We start from the raw sequence: 17,642 nt of genomic DNA on the forward strand, positions 1-17,642 counted from the left end.
AACGCAGGCTTCGCCAGCTGCTACAGGGGGAGCGTCGCCCAGACACCGCCAATCCCGAATCTGCCCGCTCCCGGCCAATCCCCGTATAATCGCCCTCTTTTTCCCGAAGGCACCCCGCTCGTGGCAGACAAACGGTACAGCTGCATTGGTTTGTATAACCCCAAATCACCGGAGAACGTCGGTTCGGTGATGCGCGCCGCTGGCTGTTATGGCGTGGCGTCGGTGTTCTACACCGGCAAGCGCTATGATCGCGCCGCCGACTTCGTCACCGACACCAAGCGTGTGCACTACGACATCCCGCTGATCGGCATCGACGACCTGAAAAAGATCCTGCCGCTGGGCTGTGTGCCGGTGGCCGTGGAACTGGTGGAAGGCGCCCGTTCGCTGCCGGAATACACCCACCCGGATCGCGCCCTTTATATCTTCGGCCCGGAAGACGGCTCGCTGGATAAAGAGATCCGCGACTGGTGCGAAGACGTGGTCTACATCCCGACCACCGGTTGCATGAACCTGGCCGCCACGGTCAACGTCGTGCTCTACGACCGCATGGCCAAAGGGCTGAACACCCGCTCCGGTCCGAAATTCCGCTGAATCGCCGCACATCCGATGGAACAAGCGGCCCGCTTCGGCAGTCAGCTTTACTATCCTTCCCTGCCTGGAGATAGATCATGAGCGAACTCAAACGCGTAGAACGCATCGAATCCACCCCGTTCCAGACTCGTCACGAACAGAACGTCGAGGGCTGGGAACGCATTGGTTCCCTGGCCGGCGGCGTGGTGATGATGGGCAAAGGCCTGCGTCGCGGTGGCGTGTTCGGTTTGATTCAAGTGGCAATCGGCGGCGTGGCCTTAGCCCGTGGCATTACCGGGCACAGCTCGGTGAAAAGCCTGCTGGAGAAAAGCCGTCAGGACATGAACAACGTGCGAGCGAAGATTCAGCGGGCGGGTGATGAGTTGAACCAGTTGAAGGCGGCTGCGGAAGCGGCGACCAAGACAGCGACCGTTACCGGGAATGATTCGTTGAAGTCGCCGAAAACCGGGGTTTGATCCGGGATTTGTAGCGGGTCTAAGGGCCTCTTCGCGGGCAAGCCTCGCTCCTACAGAATATGTGTCGTTCGCCGATTATGGGAACGACACACACCCTGTAGGAGCGAGGCTTGCCCGCGAAGGCGATCTCACTGAAGCAACTCGGTATCGAGGACTTTGGAGGGCTCGCCAATCACGCTTTCGGCGAGCTGGACAAACTCCTTGGTATCCACGCTTTCCAGATGCATCGCCCCACGCTGCACATCATCCAGCGACCGCTTGTTGCGGGTCTTGATGCGAATTTCCTGATCCAGTTCCTGTAGCAACAACACTGCCCTGGCAATTTGCGCCGGGTTGACCTGCGAGCCGCGCAGGGTCGTCACTTTCTGGCTGTCCTTGGCCAGTTTCTTCTGCAAACTTTCATAGCGCTCATCGCTCATGCCGCCGGCACGTCGCACCAGTTCGATGGCGTAATACTCGGCCAGGCCTTCGCTGATCCATTCGCTGTGTTGTTTGTCGTTGACCCGGCCGAACACCTGGGCCAGTTCGCGCACCAGCACACTGGTGCCGCTTTCGCTGACCAGCGGCAAACGGCTGTTGAGGTAGATCGATTCCCGCGCCGCCAGGCTGCCGCGCCACATCGGGTCGTTGGCGCCGACAATCAGCAGTTTGCTTGGATGGCGTGGGAATACGGCCTGGGCTTGCGGCCAGACAAAGGTCAGCAGCGTCAACACGTCCATGCGATGCATGCCCTGCCCCACTGGCGAGGCGACGGTGACTTCGGTTTCGCCCAAGCGTGTGCGACGGCTGCCGAGGTGGCCGGCAAGCATCCAGCCAGTGGGCCGGTCGAACAGGCGCGAGACGTTGTTGATGCGGAACGTGTTCTTGCCGATACGCGGCCAGGCGGTCTCGACGCTTTTCCAGCCGCTGGGCAATTCGAATTCCAGGCGCGATACCAGTTCGATGCCGTCCTGCTGATCGAGTTTGGCCGCCGGCACCAGGTCGTCGCCGCGCATCAGCGCCCAGTTTGGCGTCATGCGCGTGTCGAAACTGCCGCTCTTGCGCCCGTGGCTGATGCGTACGCGGTAAGTCAGGCTGGCCTTATCGGCGGCCGGGCGCCAGACGCCCCGGGCGGTTTTGCCCGGCGTGAGCTGCCATTGGCCGTCGGCCTTGAAATCGCTGTAGTGGCTGCCGTCGCCCAGGTCAAAGTCGAGGCTGCGCACCGCCGAACCTTGGGCCAGGGTCAGCCGCACTTCCGCCTGATCGCTTTGCGGCAACAGGCGCACGTGGTAATCCAGATCGACCTTCTTCGCCGCCCACACCGACGAACTCAGGGCCAACGCCCCGACGGCCAATGCCAGCCGCAATCCCCCAGCCATACACACTCCTTGTGGCAATAATCACTGCCTATTTATTGGGTGAGTGCTTCGCACTCAAGCGGGAGCAAGCTCCCTCGCCACAGCAAGCTCCCTCGCCACAAAAGCGGTGGACCTTTAGCCCGCCCGGAAAATCAGGTGATCTTCCCAATCGTCTTCCGGCACGCTGCCTTCGGCGAGCATGCGCCCGGACTGGGAAATGCGTTCGTGGTGCACCGCATCGCGATCACCGCACACCAGGTGATGCCACAGCGGCAGGTCCTTGCCCTCGCTGACCAGCCGATAACCGCAGGTCGGCGGCAGCCACTGGAACTCTTCGGCCTTGCCCGGGGTGAGCTGGATGCAGTCCGGGACGAAGTCGCGACGGTTCGGGTAATCGGTGCACTGACAGGTGTTCAGGTCCAGCAGTTTGCAGGCGATGCGCGTGTAGTAGACGCTGTTGTCTTCTTCATCTTCGAGCTTTTGCAAGCAGCACAGGCCACAGCCGTCGCACAGCGATTCCCATTCCTGCGGATCGAGTTGATCGAGGGTTTTGCGTTTCCAGAACGGTTCGACTGTGGCGGCCATGGCTCAAGCATCAACATCAGGTGGTGAAAAGGCCGCCAGTCTAGTGCCCAAGGCCTTGCGGGCCAAGCGCTGGCGACTGCCGGTAAGAACTTCACTTGTCAGTTTTGGCGCCACGAAGTAGCTTTGCCAGTCGCAACGAGCCAAACCTGAAGGCCATTAACGCGCAACCGCGTTGCATTCCGGTGAACTGCCACGGCTCGAAAAACCTCATCGCTCAGCTCAACTGTGGCCGCTGGTTTTTATTTCGACTCCCTGACCCAAACGTAGTAAGGAACCTCTGCATGAGTGCCAATCCACGCGTTGCCGAATATGCCATCCACCCACAGTTCACTGATCGCTGGTCGCCACGGGCCTTCACCGGCGAAGCCATTCCGGAAGAAACCCTGCTGAGCTTCTTCGAAGCCGCGCGCTGGGCGCCGTCCGCCTACAACTCGCAGCCTTGGCGCTTTCTCTACGCGCGCCGCGACACGCCGAACTGGGAGCGTTTCCTGGGTCTGCTGAATGAGTTCAACCGCGGCTGGGCGCAACACGCCTCGGCGCTGGTGATCGTGATCTCGAAAACCACCTTCACCGCGCCCGGCGCCACCGAAGAAACCCCGGCGCTGTGGCACACCTTCGACACCGGCTCGGCCTGGGGCCACCTGGCGCTGCAAGCCAGCATCAGCGGCTGGCACACCCACGGCATGGCCGGCTTCGACCAGGAACTGACCCGCAAAGAGCTGAACATTCCCGAAGGTTATGCGCTGCACGCGGCGGTTGCCGTGGGCAAACTGGGCGACAAGGCAACCCTGGCGGAATACCTGCAAGCCCGCGAAGAACCAAGCCCGCGCCGTCCGCTGAGCGAACTGGCGGCTGAAGGCGACTTCACCCTCTAAACCACGCCGCAAAACCCACTGTGGGAGCGGGCTTGCTCGCGAATAGGTCCTCACATTCAACATCTCTGTTGACTGCCAGACCGCGATCGCGAGCAAGCTCGCTCCCACAGTTGATCTTGGCGTTCACGAATTCTGAGTTTCACAGTGGATACCAATGTGGGAGCGGGCTTGCTCGCGAAGGGGTCGGCACATTCAACATCATCGTTGACTGGCAGACCGCTTTCGCGAGCAGGCTCGCTCCCACATTTTGGTTTTCGGTGTACTCAGTAACCGCGGTTGAAATCCACTTCGCCGCGCAACGCTTCGCCCGATTGGTACGCCCGCAGGTTTTCGACGAACAGGTCCACCATCATCGTTGGCGATGTGGGTGCCGAGCTGTGGCCGGTCAGGAGCAAGCCCCAGGCAGTCCAGAATGGATGCCGTTGCGGCAGCGGTTCCTGGCGGCAGACGTCGATCACTGCGCCTGCCAGGTGCCCTTCTTTCAAGGCTTCCACCAGGTCCGCATCGACCACTGCCACGCCGCGTCCGACGTTGATGAATACGCCGGTCGGCTTGAATTGCTTGAACAGCGCCGCGTCATACAGATCATGGGTGTTAGGCGTGTTCGGCAGCAGGTTGATCACGTAATCCACTTGACCGACCAGTCGCGGCAGGTCGGCCAGCGCGGCCACTTCAACAAACGGTGCCTGCTCGCGGGCTTCGCTGGCGATGCCGTACAACTCGACGCCAAACGGCACGAGGAAATTCGCTACGGTCTGGCCGATGTCGCCAGTGCCGACGATCAGCACTTTACGTCCCGCCAGGCTTTGGCCCTGACGACTGTCCCATTTGCGCTCGACCTGGCTGACCAACCGCGCCAACACCTCGCGTTCGTGGCCGAGCATGTAGGTCAAAACGTATTCAGCCATGACCTGGCCGAAAATCCCCACCGCCCGGGTCAGGCGATAGTGGCGTGGCAAGCCGTCGGCCAGCAGCGGCGTGATGCCGGCCCAGGTCGATTGCAGCCATTGTGGCTGGTGGCCTTGACGCAGCAGGTTGGCCAACAAGTCGGGCTGGCCGAGCCAGATCGGGCAATCGGCGGCCTGGCGCGCCAGTTCGGCGGAGTCGCCGCTGGTCAGTACTTCCAGCTCGGGCGCTGCCTGACGCAGCAGTTGGGCGTACACAGGGTGGTCGTGTTCAGCAATCAGAACGCGCATGGCTCAAACCTTTCAAAACAGTGCAGACGACCGCGGACGGAGTATCGCTCCATCCCCACGGCCATCATAAAAATCATTCCAGTCTTTCACACAGGTTCTGAACAGAACCTGTCTGCCGATCACATCGGGTCGTTGCGACGCAGCAATTCTTCGGGCAAGTGTTCGATGTACTCGTCCTCGGCCGGCGGCATTTGCAAGTGATAACCCTGTTTTTCAAGGTTCGCCAGAACCACGGTGATGTCCTCGCGCGACAGTTTGCGCTCGGGGCTCAGCACCAGGTCAAAGGCGTGATGCGGCTTGCCGAACGCCGCCATCAGCGATTCCGGGACGCGCTCCAGTGCATCGCTTTTGAGCACATAGAGGTACATCTCGTTTTTCTTCAGGCTGCGGTAAATGGAGCAAATACGTTTCAAGGCTGTTCTCCGGCGGTGGCCAGGCTGTCGAGCAGCGCCTGGCCCATCAATTCGCGGCGCCAGCCACGCAGCGAATCAGGCAATTGGTAAGGACCGTTGGGGTAACCGCTCTTGAGCAGCGCTTCCAGGGTTTTCTTGCGCAGCATCAGTTCTGGCGCGATGTTCAGGCGTTCGGCTTCGGCCTGGCCGATGGCCCGCAGTTGCTTGACCAGCACCGCGGCGTCCACGGGCAATGGCTCCGGGACAGCGGGCGGCCATTGATCCGGCGACACATTGGCCGAGCGCTTGATCAGGTCCAGCAGGAATTCGCCGTCCTGGCGCACGGTACGCGGGTGCATGTCTTCGATTTTCGCCAACGCACCGAGGTTGTCCGGTTGCGTGCGGGCCAGCGGCCACAAGGAATGCTCACGCACGATGCGGTTGCGCGGCAGATCCCGGGCGCGGGCTTCGTGCTCGCGCCAGGCGCAGAGCTCACGCAATACCGCGAGTTGGGCACGGGACAACTTCCAGGCGAGTTTGGCTTCGCGGTAGACCTCGTACGGATCGACCTCGCGGCGCAGGTTGGCCACCAGTTCGGCGCCGTCCTCCAGCACCCAGTTGTATTTGTCTTCGGACAGTTTTGGTTGCAGGCGTACGTACACTTCCGCCAGGTGCAAGGCATCTTCGGCGGCGTAGCTGATCTGGGTATCGGACAGCGGACGTTGCAGCCAGTCGGAACGGGTTTCGCCCTTGGGCAGGTCGATGCCGAGCACTTCCTGGACCAGTCGCGAGTAACCCATGGAGAAACCCAGGTTCAGGTAAGCGGCGGCCAGTTGCGTGTCGAACAGCGGCGCCGGCAAGCTGCCGGTCAGGCGCAACAGGACTTCGAGGTCTTCGCTGCACGCGTGGACGACTTTGACCACGGCCGGGTTTTCCAGCAACGCGGCCAATGGGTGCCAGTTGTCGATGGTCAGCGGATCAATCAGGTAAGCGCGTACGCCATCGCCGATCTGCAGCAGGCCTGCGATCGGGTAAAAGGTGTCGACCCGCATGAATTCGGTGTCGAGGGCAACGAACGGCAGCTGCTGCCACTCGGCGCAAAACTGACCGAGGCTATCGTTGTCGCGAATCCAGTGAATATCGATGGCCACACGGCTCTCCCTTGAAGAATGGCGCGCAGTATATATCGCCCCCGGCGATTTCCGCGCATCCACTGAACAAGAGCTTTAGCGAAAAGACCTGCTTAAAGGCAAGAAATGTCTGACGAAGGGAGGTTAACCGGTCTTACGCAACACGTAGACCCGCATCCGCGCGCAACCGGGAAAGAAGTCCTGATGACTGAGCAGGCTGAAACCCGCCTGTCTGAACTCGGCTTCCAGCAACAGCTTGCCCGGCAGCGGCTGGGGCTCGAAGCCCTCGGCGGCGGATGGGCGGCGCCCGAAGCGGCTTTGCAGGCGCACCGCGACAATCACCGTGTCACGGCTGACGCGGTGGAATTCCCCGAGCATGGCCAACCGGTGGTCGGGGCTGGCGATATGTTGAAACAATTGCATGCAAATCATGCAATCCACTGAGTTCGCCGACAAATCGAGAGTGAACGCCGAGCTCTGAAAGGTCTTGATCCGCTTGAGCAACTGCTGCGGGTGATGGGTGCGGGCGTGATCGAGCATGTCCTGGGACGGATCCGACGCGAGAATCACCCGGTTGCCATGCTCCGCCAGCACCGGCCAGAAACGCCCGGCGCCACAGGCCACATCCAGCAGCAACCCCGGTTCGCCGGCGACCTTGAGCGCATTGCGCACCAGTTGCTCGGCGCGCCAGAACGCCAGGCGTCCGGCCAGGCCACGGGGTTGCGGCTGCAGGCAGACGCGGGCGTGTTCCTGATCGTAGCGCCGGGCGAACTCAAGTTCGATGGCGGATGGGGGCAGCGAAGACATGTGCATGGGCTCTTGTTGGAAGATCTACCGCGCGCAGGTTAGCGGCCGGTCCGTGAAAAATAAGTCGAAGCCCTCATTTTTTTGCCAGTACGCCATCGATGATCGGCGCGCGGCAGCCGGCGAACATGTCGAGATCCGGGTTGTAGACCTTGCTGTCGACCTCCAGCAGACCAAGCATCGAATGGAACAGGTTGTCCTGGCTCAAGGGTTGGTCGCGGCTCATTTGCAGGCAATGGGTGTCCACCGCGAACGACTTTTGATAGCTGTCGGAGAACCACGCCAGCATGGCCACATGTTTCTGCTGTTCCGGCGCCATCATGTAAGGCGTGCCGTGCAGGAACAGGTTGTACTCGCCCAGGGATTCCCCGTGGTCGGACAGGTAGAGCATCGCGGTATCGACTTTGTCCTGGTTGCTGCGCAGCAGATCAATCAGGGTCGACAGCACGTGGTCGGTGTACACCAGCGTGTTGTCGTAACCATTGACGATACTGTCGCGGCTGCAATTGTTCAGCGCATTACTTTCGCAAACCGGGGTGAAGTGTTCGTACTCTTTGGGGTAACGCTTGAAGTATTCCGGGCCATGGCTGCCCATCTGGTGCAGGACCAGCACAGTGTCTTTATCCAGGGTGTCGATAAAGTGCTGCAAACCTTGCAGGAGAATTTCATCGCGGCATTCGCTGCTCGAGCACAACAGCGGATCCTTCAAGTTGCTGACGTCGTCGATGGTGACCCGATCGCAGGTGCCCTTGCAGCCTGACTGGTTATCGCGCCAGATCACGTCCAGGCCGGCACGCTTGAGCACATCCAGCAGGCCTTCTTCGTTCTTCGCCTTGCTCGCGTTGTAATCCTTGCGCCCCATGTTGGAGAACATGCACGGCACCGACACCGCCGTTTCCGTGCCACAGGAGTGCACGTCAGTGAAGGCGATCAGCCCGGCTTCCTTACTGAGTTTGGGCGTGGTGTCGCGCTCATAACCGAGGACCCCGAAGTTCTCGGCCCGGGCACTTTCGCCGACCACCAATACCGTCAGGGATTTGCGCCCGTGGGTCTGCCAGCTCAGGTCTTTGCGGGCGTCTTCGCCGATCTTGACGAAGGGCTGTTGCGCCGAGGCGACTTGCTCGCGCAGATAACCGATCGAGGCGCCGATGTAGTTGCTCGGCACCACCATCAAATGCAATTCATGGTGATTGCGAAACAACGACGACAGGCCCTGGTAATTCACCAGTGCCACACCACCGATGACGGCCACGGAGGCAACACTCACCAATACTTTACTTAATAGGTCACGGTGCCAGGCGCGATAACTGATCGGTGTTTTCCACAATAACCACGTTGGCAAAACACCCAAAACAACAATATAAGCCAACAACTTTATCGAGAGTAAGTCGCGAACTTCCGTGGCATTGGTTTCGGCAAAGTTACGGAACATACCGGCGTCGATCAGCACGCCATATTGGCTCATGAAGTAAGCCACGCCGGCGCTGACCATGAAGATCAACGTCAGCAGCGGCTTGAGCAGGGGCCGGAACGCCAGCAGGGTCAGGACAATGTTGAAGGCGCCGAGCACCATCACGCCAAACGCCACGCGCATGGCAATGCCCTGGGCGTTGGTGGCGGTGATGTCGAACAGGTGCTGCCAGAGCACCAGATTGAATCCGGCCAATAAAAAAGCGCTGGCAATCAGTGTCACCCACTCGGGGCGCACGGCTTTTAATTTCAACATGCGGATGGACTGTTCCTGAAAAGAAGTGCCGCCGGCAAATGTGAAAATTTCATTTTCCGCGACAGCACAAACTTTAAGCAGCCAACCATCAATTTTTCGTGAAAAAGAAGCCAACGATTAGTTGGCTCCGGATAGTAACGTGAAACTTTTAATGTATTTGAGAAACTGTCAGGCCTGGTTCAGGTACCAGCGCCAATCCTGCTCCCCGACCTCGCCCATGAACTGCCGATATTCGGCACGCTTCACCGCCAGGTACACACCGAGGAACTCACCGCCGAACGCTTCCCGCGCCCACCCCGAACCTTCCAGCGCGCGCAACGTGGTCAGCCAGTCGGTGGGCAGCAGCTCGGCGGCCTGCGCGTAACCGTTACCTTCTACCGGCGCACCGGGGTCGAGTTGCTCGCGAATGCCACGGTGAATGCCGGCCAGGATCGCCGCCGCTGCCAGATAAGGATTGGCGTCGGCCCCGCAGATGCGGTGCTCGATGTGCCGGGAGAACGCCGGCCCGCCGGGAACCCGCAGGCTCACGGTGCGGTTGTCCACGCCCCAGGTGGCGGCCAGCGGCGCATAGCTGTTGGTCTGGAAACGGCGATAGGAGTTGGCGTTCGGGCAGAACAACAGCAGCGAATCGAGCAAGGTGCTGAGCATACCGCCCACCGCGTGCCGGAGCAGCGGCGTGCCGTCCGGCGCTTCGCTGGCGAACAGGTTGTTGCCGTCCTTGTCCGCCAGGCTGACGTGCATGTGCATCCCGGTGCCGGCCAGATCATCGAAAGGCTTGGCCATAAAGCACGCCGCCATCCCGTGCTTGTGCGCCACGCCTTTGACCAGCCGTTTGTAGCGCACCGCTTCGTCCATCGCCTGCAAAGCATCGGTGCGGTGTTCGAGGGTGATTTCCACTTGGCCCGGCGCGTATTCGGAAATCGCCGTGCGCGCCGGAATGCCCTGGAGTTTGCAGGCGCTGTAGAGGTCGGCGAGGAACGGTTCGATCTGCTCCAGTTCACGCAGACCGTAGACCTGCGTGGCCCGTGGCCGTCCGCCATCGACGTCCCGGGCAGGTTGTGGCCGACCGTGACTGTCGCGCTGTTGATCCAGCAGGTAGAACTCCAGCTCCGCTGCCATCACCGGGTAATAGCCGTCGGCCTGCAAGCCTTCCATGACCTTCGCCAGCAGGTGACGCGGATCGGCAATGGTCGCCGGCAGGCCTTCCTTGGGGTGCATGCTGACTTGCACCGCCGCCGTGGGAATCAAGCGCCACGGCATGCGCTGCAAACTGCCGCTGACGGGATAGGCGCGGCAATCGATATCGCCGACGTCCCACACCAGGCCGGAATTTTCCACGTCGTCACCATTGATCGTCAGGCCGAGAATAGTGCTCGGCAAGGGCCGGCCGCTTTCATACACCGCCAGCAGTTCATCGCGATGCAGCAACTTGCCCCGGGGCACGCCGTTGTTGTCGAGGATGAACAACTCGAACATCTCGATATCCGGGTTCTGTTCCAGAAAGGTCAGGGCTTCTTGCTTGGTTGCGAAGGAGGTCGTGGCACAACTCATGGGAATTCTCGTTTTTCCGTGTCAGGCAAACGCGCAGGCGCCGCCGGTTTGATCCCGACGCATGGCGCGGGACCTGTAGGAACAATCAACGGGAAACGCAGGAATCCGGCGGGCGCGCGTGACGGCAATGCCACAGCGCCCAGAAGGCCAGTTCAGAAGGAAGTGCAGAGAGGGTTGGCGCGGTGGCAGGCAGGAATCGACGACCGAGGCTGGATACTTGGTGGTGGAGTGCGACTGGCCAACCGTCCATAGAAGAAACCGCAGAAAACAGATGAGCAGCAGCGTCACATGGGTGGATGGGGGGGTAAATCGGGAATTGAAGAACTTTGGATGCAGACTGACTAAACATTCACCCGGCCAGCTGCAAGGTGACTTGTAGCAGCTGGCGAAGCCTGCGTTCGGCTGCGAAGCAGTCGTGAAATCAGGCGACGCGGTGTTTCATGAAGACCGTGTGCTCAGGTGGGACGACTGCTTCGCAGCCGAACGCAGCCTCGTACCTCGGCAGCTGCTACAGGTCGCGTTCCGGATTAAAGCCCCGGTTCATGGCAGTTTATTTAATTTCTAGATACCGCCCCAGACTTTCTGATTTGCCGCTGCCCGGCCCCTCGCGCCTAATCAAGACCTTGTTCTTGAAGGCTTGCTTATGGAAAACGTTCGCGCAACTACCCGCCCTGCCCTCTGGTTGATCGCCAGTATTGTTCTCGTCGCATTGAACCTGCGACCGTCCATGGCCGCCGTCGGCCCCTTGCTGTCGGCGATTCGCGGGGATATCCCGCTGAGTTTCAGTACCGCTTCGCTACTGACCATGCTGCCCGTCATGGCCATGGGTCTGGCGATGTTCTTGGGCATGCGCGTCGCGCAGCGCTTCGGTGAACACCGCACCATCGACCTGTCGCTGGTGATCATCGGCGTGGCCACGGTCTCGCGGCTGTACCTGGACAGCACCCTTGAACTGATCCTCAGCGCGGTACTCGCCGGGGTCGGGATCGCCCTCATTCAAGCGGTGATGCCGGCGCTGATCAAGTCGCGCTTCAGCGACAACGTCTCGCTGTTCATGGGTTTGTATGTCACCTCGATCATGGGCGGCGCGGCTATCGCCGCTTCGTTCTCGCCGTTCGTGCTGGCGCAGACCGGCAGTTGGCGCATGGGCCTGGCGATCTGGGCGCTGCTCGCGTTGCTGGCCCTGGGTTTCTGGTTCGCTCAACGCTCGGCCATCCCGCAACTACCCGCCGCGCCGCAAGGTCGCCAGGAGTCGTTTGTCGGTAACTCGCGGGCCTGGTTGCTGGCGATTTTCTTTGGTTTGGGCACCGCCTCCTACACCTGCGTACTCGCCTGGCTTGCGCCGTATTACGTGGAAAAAGGCTGGAGCGAACAGAACGCCGGTTTGCTGCTCGGGTTTCTGACCGCCATGGAAGTGATCTCAGGTCTGGTGACCCCGGCGATAGCCAATCGCAGCCAGGACAAACGCCTGGTGCTGGCGGTGCTGCTGGCGTTGATCATGGCCGGTTTCTGCGGCCTGATCCTCAGCCCGGAACGCTTCAGTTTGTTGTGGCCGTGCCTGTTGGGCTTGGGCATTGGCGGTCTGTTCCCGATGAGCCTGATCGTATCCCTCGATCACCTGGATAACCCGCGTCGTGCCGGCGGGTTGACCGCTTTCGTGCAGGGCATCGGATACCTGATCGCCGGGCTCTCGCCGCTGATTGCCGGGATGATCCGCGACCAGTTGGGCAGCTTCGAATGGGCCTGGTGGTCACTCACCGCAGTGATGGCGGTGATGATCGTGATGGTGCTGCGCTTCAACCCGAAACGTTACGCGCAACACATCCAATAAGCTTCGACGGTCCTTTCAAGGCCTGCCTCCTGGCTGATCAGCCATTTCCTTGAAAGGACCTCTGCAAGTAATTGCAGTCATGTATTTAAAAACTCGCCCGTGCCCGCAGGCCGGCCTACCTATCATTGGCGTCTTGCACTTAAACGCTGGGGAGCACTCATGAAACAAGTCGGTTTTGCAGCAGCTCATTGGGGCATGTTGATCTGGGCGATGCTGATCGCCGCGTCGTTTTTTGCGGCGGCGGAGGTCAGCCAGGCGATCGATCCGATCCTGCTGACCGGCCTGCGCCTGTTGTTTTCAGCCTTGATGTTCCTGCCGCTGCTGCTGTTGAAAAACCACTCACCGATCTCGGTCAAAGGCTTGCTTGCGCATGCGGTGCTCGGGCTGTTGCTGGCGACGTATTTCGGTTCACTGTTCGAAGCGCTGCGCTACACCACGGCGGTCAACACCGCGACGCTGTACACGCTGGTGCCGCTGATGACGCTGTTCTTTGAAGTGTTCCTGCTGCCGAGCCCAAGCCTGAAGACTCGCCTGTTGCCGATGCTGATCGCGGCGGTCGGCGCGGTGTTGCTGATCCTCAAGGGGTCGGCGCCAGGGGAATTGCCGGCGCTGTATCCGGTCGTGGTGTTCGGCATTGGTTGCCTGGCGATGGCGCTGTACTCGCCCCTGAGCCAGCGCTTCAAGGCCAAGACCTTGAAGGGTCGTGACCCGGTGGCAATGACCTTCTGGAACATGCTGTTTGGTTCGTTGTTCCTGCTGGTGTTCTGCCTGTTCAGCGGCGGCTGGCGCAGCGGTGCGCGATTGGCGGTCAGCGATATGTTGTGGCTGGTGTACCTGGCGCTGTTTGGCACCCTGGCGACGTTCTGGTTGCTGCACCGGGCGATCGGGGTGATTTCGCCGTCGACAGTGATTTCGTATGTTTATCTGAATACGTTGTTTGTCACGCTGTTCCATTGGTTCTGGCTGCGGCAGCAACCGGCGTTGATCGAAGTGTGCGGGGCGGTGTTGGTGGGGATCGGGATGTTGGCGCTGGTGATCAGCAGCCGAAATGTGAAAGCCGTTACGGCTTGAAAAATGTGGGAGCGAGCCTGCTCGCGAAAGCGTCGTATCAGTCGACATCATCGTCGGATGACACACCGCTTTCGCGAGCAAGCCCGCTCCCACATTTGGTCTTCGGTGAACTCGATATTTGATTCAACTCCGATCCCCTGTGGGAGCGGGCTTGCTCGCGATGGCGTCTTATCAGTCGACATCGTCGTCGGCTGACACACTGCCTTCGCGAGCAAGCCCGCTCCCACATTGAGATCACTGTGTGACTGGGTTCACCGGGCTCCAGCGGGTCATTTCTCGTTCGAGGAAGTTGGCCACGGCCAGCAGCCGTTCTTCTTGCCAGTGCGGGCCGATGATTTGGATGCCGATCGGCATGCCGCTGACTGGGTCGTGTCCGGCGCGGATGACCACCGCTGGCGAGCCGGACAGGCTAAACGGGAACACGAAGGCGTAGCGATCACGGTCCAGCAGCGACTCGCCATGGGCGAACGCCACGTCCGGGAACACCGGGCAGATGAACAGATCGTGCTGATTGAAGAACTTCGCCAGTTGATAGCGAAACGTGTCGATCATGATCCAGTCGCGCTTCATCTCATCGACGCTCAACTCGACCTCTTCGCTCAAGCGAATCAGTTCCGAGGTGGCCGGCGTGTAGGTCTGTTTGTTCATCGACGCAAACAGTTTTTTCCAGCTACGTCCGGCATCCGCACCGGTGATGAACACCCGCCACAACACATCGCTGGCGTCATCAAGCATCGGTGGCGTGGTCGAAGTAACGTCCGCGACCACACTGCCCAGGCACGCTTCGACCTGTTGCAGCACCTGCTTCACCGCCGGGCTGACTTCGGTCCGCGCCGACTCCCAGGACAACGCGACACGCAGTTCAGACAAGGGTTTGCTGTCATTGAACGGCACGTCGACAGTGTCCGGATCATGACCGTCAGCGCCGCTGATGAGTTGCCCGAGCAGTGCCAGGTCGTCGACGTAACGCCCCATCACGCCAAACGCCGAGGTCAGGTGGAACAGCCCCGAACGGTCGTTGGGAAACTGCCCGGTCAATGGCACTCGCCCCTGGGTCAACTTGAGGCCGCAGATACCGTTGAAGTGCGCCGGAATCCGAACACTGCCGCACGCATCCGAGGCCAGCCCGGCCGGCGAACAACCGGCCGCGATGGCCGCCGCTTCACCACCGCTGCTACCACCGGCGGAACGTTGCGGGTCACAGGGGTTGAGCGTGCGGCCATACAAAAGATTGTCGGTTTCGAACGCCATGCACAGCTCCGGCACGTTGGTGATGCCGAGGATAATCGCGCCGGCCTCGCGCAACCGGGCCACCACCGTGGCGTCCTCTTGGCTGGCTGCGCCAAGCAACTCCTCCAGCCCACGGGACATGCGGAAACCGCGCACATGGCAGACGTCCTTGATGGTCATCGGGATGCCGTGCAACGGGCCACGAATATTGCCAATGCGCGCCATCTCATCGGCCTCCCGGGCCTGCCGACGCAATTCGTCGGCGGACTCCAGCTGGATCAGCGCATTGATCTGCGGGTTACGCTCGGCAATCCGCTGCAGATAGAACTCCAGCAGGCTGACGCTGGTCAGCACGCCGCGTCGCAGCAGGCCGGCCATTTCGCGCAGGGTCAGGGTGTCCGGATTGAAAATGCTCATCAGCGCTCCGCTTTGCTGCGTAGCAGCTTGTTGGGGATGTGGTACATGTTGCGGACCACCAGGGAAAACGCCTTGACCGCGAGTTTCGGCCGGCGGGCGATGGCTTCCAGGGCTTCTTCAGTCATGGTCAGGACATGCCGCAGGGCTTCGGGGGTGATGTTCAGCGGCGGGTAAAAACGCAGCACCGGGTGCTCGGCTTTTTCATTCATCGAATGCCCGGCGTGCACGCCACGCTTGCCCAACTCCATGCTCATCAGCGCTTCGTAGACCGAGCCGCGCAAGCGCAGGCCAGTCATCAGGCCGACACCAGGCACGTCTTCAACAATCTGCGGGTAGCGCTGGGCCAGCCGTTGCAGACCATGACGCAGCAAACCGCCATTGATCCGCGACGCCTCAACCAGGTTGTGCTTGTAGATAAAGTCGATCGCGGCCAGCGCCGAGGCGCAACCGACCGGATGCCCACCGTTGGTACGCTGGTCCGGCTCGATCTCGCGCAACGGGTATTGCGTGCTCAAGCGCTGGCTGTACATCGCGCAGGCGAATGAGGTGTAGCCGCCGGTCAGGCCTTTGGAGAGGATCATGATGTCCGGCACGATGTCGTCGTACTGCACGGCGAACCATTTGCCGCAGCGGCCGAAACCAGTCTGGATTTCATCGGCGATCAGCAACGTATCGGTGGCATCGCACAGGGCGCGAATGTTCGCCATGTAGCCCACCGGCGGCACCTGCAAATGCGCGCCGCCGAGAATCGGTTCGACGTACACCGCACACACGCCCTCGCCCACCGCTTTCTGCAACGCGGCGAAATCGCCGTACGGTACGTAGGTCACTTCCGACGCGGCGGTGCCGTAACTGCGATGGTGCTGTTGCTGGCCGAGGATGCTCATCGCCGCCAGCGTCTTGCCGTGGTAGGAATCGCTCATGACCACGATCCCGCGCCGGTGCTTCTGCACCTTGAGCACATAACGCATGCTCTGTTCGATGGCTTCGGCGCCGGAGACCATGTACTGCACATCGCCCCACTCACCCGGCACCAGATCGCGCAAACGTTCGGTCAGTTGTTCTTGCACCGGGTGCACGCGACCTTCGGGGATCCAGGCCATCTGGTGCAATTGGGTCTGCACGGCTTCACGCACCGACGGGTTGCGATGACCGACGATAAACACGCCGTAGCTGCAAGCGCAGTCGATAAAGCGCTTGCCGGTATGGTCAGTGACATAGATGCCATCGGTTTCCTGCTCGACGCTGGTCTTGCCCATGCGATACAGCTTGGTCGCCGAAGCACTCCAATGCCGCTGGCAATCATCCAGCAGTTGTTCATGCGGCATGGTTAAGGACATGGCTGAAAGTCTCCTTGATGAGGGTGGCGGCACGCTGGATATATTCGGCACGCGCGGTGACCGGGCAACGCAGAATCAATTCCCGGCCACGGGGCGGGCTGACATAGACGCCACGCTGATAAAGCTCTTCGCATAAACGGCCCGGATTGACGTCGCTGGCCAGCGGCAGGCTGACCCAACCGCCACACGCCACGGCACCGAAGGCGAAGAGCGCTTGCGCGAGGATCTGGCCATTGTTGAAAGACTGTTTGGCCGAGTCGTGAGCCAACACATAATCGAGTGCCGCCATGGCGGCGACGCACGCCATCGGGTTGCCGGCGGTGGTGCTGCCATGTTTGGCCGGGCTGCTGCGACCATAAACCTGATAGGCCATCTGTTCGCTGCAGGTATACGTGCCGATCGGAATCGCGCTGCCGCCCAGTGCGCCGCCCAACACCACGATGTCGGGTGTGTTGTGGTAGCGCTGGAACCCAAACAGCGTGCCCAGGCTGCCCAGGCAACTTTGCACATCGACCGCAATGACTGGCGCCGAGACCTTGGCTGCCGAGTCATGGAGCTGATCGAGCAGCGTCTGGTCGATCAGGCGCAGGCGACCGTCCGCATCAATCACAGTGCTGGTGTGGCACACGGCAAAGCAATCGTTCCAGTTCACCTTGGCCAAGTCGCGAGCATCACTGACCGCCACCAAATCGAAGCCGAGGAAACGCTGGATCTCCAGATATTCCTGCGGCGCGCCGAGGCAACGTCCGTAACTCAGCGAGCCGTAATCGCCGCCCTGAACAAACACGATAGTGTTGCCCTTGGGCTTGAGACCCTTGCACAGTTTCAAGGCCCCTTCGAACGCTTCATCGCCGGAGCTGCAAATATAGGAACTGACCAGCGGTGCCGGCAGCAGCTCGGCCAAACGCCGGCAGAACGCGATCAACGGCTCGGACATCAACACGCGATTGGACAGGCCCATGCGGTCGGCCTGCTGACTGACCGCGGCAATCACCGACGGCACCTGAAAGCCGAAGCCGCCGGACAGGTCGACGATCTGGCGCCCATCGCCATCGGTGTATGTCTCGTACTGACCCGAAATGATCTGTTTGTTATTGGTTTTCATAAGGAG

The 17,642-nt window shown here is 60.8% G+C and carries 16 protein-coding genes and 1 pseudogene; 6 read left to right on the top strand and 11 right to left on the bottom strand.

Annotated features, from left to right (window positions below; all coding sequences use genetic code 11):
- Positions 1–120: 120 nt before the first annotated feature.
- Positions 121–591 (top strand): RNA methyltransferase, encoded by a 471-nt coding sequence (locus tag ACIOYV_RS08645; RefSeq protein WP_054055178.1) that lies wholly within the window; start codon positions 121–123, stop codon positions 589–591.
- A gap of 77 nt (positions 592–668) precedes the next feature.
- Positions 669–1,046: a DUF2892 domain-containing protein gene (locus ACIOYV_RS08650; protein ID WP_054055151.1), complete on the top strand. Its 378-nt coding sequence runs from the start codon at positions 669–671 to the stop codon at positions 1,044–1,046.
- A gap of 128 nt (positions 1,047–1,174) precedes the next feature.
- On the opposite strand, the gene ACIOYV_RS08655 is transcribed toward ACIOYV_RS08650, so the two are convergent.
- A complete protein-coding gene (locus ACIOYV_RS08655; RefSeq protein WP_401322868.1) occupies positions 1,175–2,404 on the bottom strand; it encodes a hypothetical protein in 1,230 nt (409 codons plus the stop codon).
- Positions 2,405–2,518: 114 nt separating this feature from the next.
- Positions 2,519–2,968, bottom strand: a complete 450-nt coding sequence (locus tag ACIOYV_RS08660) for a YcgN family cysteine cluster protein (protein ID WP_054055155.1) — start codon at positions 2,966–2,968, stop codon at positions 2,519–2,521.
- Positions 2,969–3,249: 281 nt separating this feature from the next.
- Between ACIOYV_RS08660 and ACIOYV_RS08665 the strand changes: the two genes are divergently transcribed.
- Positions 3,250–3,843 (top strand): nitroreductase family protein, encoded by a 594-nt coding sequence (locus tag ACIOYV_RS08665; protein WP_054055158.1) that lies wholly within the window; start codon positions 3,250–3,252, stop codon positions 3,841–3,843.
- Positions 3,844–4,106: 263 nt separating this feature from the next.
- Here the strand turns inward: ACIOYV_RS08665 and ACIOYV_RS08670 are convergent, their stop codons facing one another.
- The 6 genes from ACIOYV_RS08670 to ACIOYV_RS08695 form a co-directional block, all read right to left on the bottom strand.
- Entirely contained in the window at positions 4,107–5,039 is a 933-nt protein-coding gene (locus ACIOYV_RS08670) for a D-2-hydroxyacid dehydrogenase (protein WP_401322872.1), read from the bottom strand.
- A 119-nt stretch (positions 5,040–5,158) separates the two neighbouring features.
- Positions 5,159–5,452 carry a YcgL domain-containing protein gene (locus tag ACIOYV_RS08675; RefSeq protein WP_054055162.1) on the bottom strand — a complete coding sequence of 98 codons (294 nt, stop codon included), beginning with the start codon at positions 5,450–5,452 and terminating at the stop codon, positions 5,159–5,161.
- The gene (gene rnd / locus ACIOYV_RS08680; RefSeq protein ID WP_401322875.1) at positions 5,449–6,582 is read right to left on the bottom strand and encodes a ribonuclease D; all 1,134 of its coding nucleotides are present in this window, start codon (positions 6,580–6,582) and stop codon (positions 5,449–5,451) included. The genes ACIOYV_RS08675 and rnd overlap by 4 nt, the downstream gene beginning before the upstream one ends.
- 123 nt (positions 6,583–6,705) lie before the next feature.
- On the bottom strand, positions 6,706–7,368 hold the full coding sequence (locus tag ACIOYV_RS08685; RefSeq protein ID WP_401322878.1) for a class I SAM-dependent methyltransferase: 663 nt from the start codon (positions 7,366–7,368) through the stop codon (positions 6,706–6,708).
- Positions 7,369–7,441: 73 nt separating this feature from the next.
- Positions 7,442–9,091 carry a phosphoethanolamine transferase gene (locus ACIOYV_RS08690; RefSeq protein WP_401322880.1) on the bottom strand — a complete coding sequence of 550 codons (1,650 nt, stop codon included), beginning with the start codon at positions 9,089–9,091 and terminating at the stop codon, positions 7,442–7,444.
- A 168-nt stretch (positions 9,092–9,259) separates the two neighbouring features.
- Complete coding sequence (locus tag ACIOYV_RS08695) at positions 9,260–10,642, bottom strand: glutamine synthetase family protein (protein WP_401322883.1); 1,383 nt, start codon at positions 10,640–10,642, stop codon at positions 9,260–9,262.
- A 643-nt stretch (positions 10,643–11,285) separates the two neighbouring features.
- Here ACIOYV_RS08695 and ACIOYV_RS08700 point away from each other — a divergent pair.
- From ACIOYV_RS08700 to ACIOYV_RS08710, 3 genes and pseudogenes are all read left to right on the top strand, one after another.
- Entirely contained in the window at positions 11,286–12,473 is a 1,188-nt protein-coding gene (locus ACIOYV_RS08700; RefSeq protein WP_401322886.1) for a cyanate transporter, read from the top strand.
- Positions 12,474–12,632: 159 nt separating this feature from the next.
- Complete coding sequence (locus ACIOYV_RS08705) at positions 12,633–13,544, top strand: DMT family transporter (RefSeq protein ID WP_401322889.1); 912 nt, start codon at positions 12,633–12,635, stop codon at positions 13,542–13,544.
- Positions 13,541–13,660: pseudogene (locus tag ACIOYV_RS08710) on the top strand (metal ABC transporter ATP-binding protein); the annotation flags it as partial. The gene ACIOYV_RS08705 and the pseudogene ACIOYV_RS08710, both read left to right, overlap by 4 nt.
- 118 nt (positions 13,661–13,778) lie before the next feature.
- Here ACIOYV_RS08710 and ACIOYV_RS08715 read toward each other — a convergent pair.
- From ACIOYV_RS08715 to ACIOYV_RS08725, 3 genes are read right to left on the bottom strand one after another with little or no spacing between them, the layout of a single operon-like run.
- On the bottom strand, positions 13,779–15,191 hold the full coding sequence (locus ACIOYV_RS08715) for an amidase (RefSeq protein WP_401322891.1): 1,413 nt from the start codon (positions 15,189–15,191) through the stop codon (positions 13,779–13,781).
- Positions 15,191–16,531 carry an aspartate aminotransferase family protein gene (locus ACIOYV_RS08720; RefSeq protein WP_401322894.1) on the bottom strand — a complete coding sequence of 447 codons (1,341 nt, stop codon included), beginning with the start codon at positions 16,529–16,531 and terminating at the stop codon, positions 15,191–15,193. The genes ACIOYV_RS08715 and ACIOYV_RS08720 overlap by 1 nt, the downstream gene beginning before the upstream one ends.
- The gene (locus ACIOYV_RS08725; protein WP_401322896.1) at positions 16,509–17,636 is read right to left on the bottom strand and encodes an aminotransferase class III-fold pyridoxal phosphate-dependent enzyme; all 1,128 of its coding nucleotides are present in this window, start codon (positions 17,634–17,636) and stop codon (positions 16,509–16,511) included. Before ACIOYV_RS08725 ends, ACIOYV_RS08720 begins: the two co-directional genes overlap by 23 nt.
- Positions 17,637–17,642: the final 6 nt, after the last annotated feature.

The organism is Pseudomonas sp. NPDC087342 (assembly GCF_044744265.1).
In the GTDB taxonomy this organism is placed as follows: Bacteria; Pseudomonadota; Gammaproteobacteria; order Pseudomonadales; family Pseudomonadaceae; genus Aquipseudomonas; species Aquipseudomonas nunensis.

Bases quoted from the DNA above. Each gene is read 5' to 3' on its own strand.
- ACIOYV_RS08650 (WP_054055151.1), top strand. From the start codon at position 669: ATGAGCGAACTCAAACGCGTAGAACGCATCGAATCCACCCCGTTCCAG.
- ACIOYV_RS08655 (WP_401322868.1), bottom strand. From the start codon at position 2,404: ATGGCTGGGGGATTGCGGCTGGCATTGGCCGTCGGGGCGTTGGCCCTG.
- ACIOYV_RS08660 (WP_054055155.1), bottom strand. From the start codon at position 2,968: ATGGCCGCCACAGTCGAACCGTTCTGGAAACGCAAAACCCTCGATCAA.
- ACIOYV_RS08665 (WP_054055158.1), top strand. From the start codon at position 3,250: ATGAGTGCCAATCCACGCGTTGCCGAATATGCCATCCACCCACAGTTC.
- ACIOYV_RS08670 (WP_401322872.1), bottom strand. From the start codon at position 5,039: ATGCGCGTTCTGATTGCTGAACACGACCACCCTGTGTACGCCCAACTG.
- ACIOYV_RS08685 (WP_401322878.1), bottom strand. From the start codon at position 7,368: ATGTCTTCGCTGCCCCCATCCGCCATCGAACTTGAGTTCGCCCGGCGC.
- ACIOYV_RS08690 (WP_401322880.1), bottom strand. From the start codon at position 9,091: ATGTTGAAATTAAAAGCCGTGCGCCCCGAGTGGGTGACACTGATTGCC.
- ACIOYV_RS08695 (WP_401322883.1), bottom strand. From the start codon at position 10,642: ATGAGTTGTGCCACGACCTCCTTCGCAACCAAGCAAGAAGCCCTGACC.
- ACIOYV_RS08700 (WP_401322886.1), top strand. From the start codon at position 11,286: ATGGAAAACGTTCGCGCAACTACCCGCCCTGCCCTCTGGTTGATCGCC.
- ACIOYV_RS08705 (WP_401322889.1), top strand. From the start codon at position 12,633: ATGAAACAAGTCGGTTTTGCAGCAGCTCATTGGGGCATGTTGATCTGG.
- ACIOYV_RS08715 (WP_401322891.1), bottom strand. From the start codon at position 15,191: ATGAGCATTTTCAATCCGGACACCCTGACCCTGCGCGAAATGGCCGGC.
- ACIOYV_RS08720 (WP_401322894.1), bottom strand. From the start codon at position 16,531: ATGTCCTTAACCATGCCGCATGAACAACTGCTGGATGATTGCCAGCGG.
- ACIOYV_RS08725 (WP_401322896.1), bottom strand. From the start codon at position 17,636: ATGAAAACCAATAACAAACAGATCATTTCGGGTCAGTACGAGACATAC.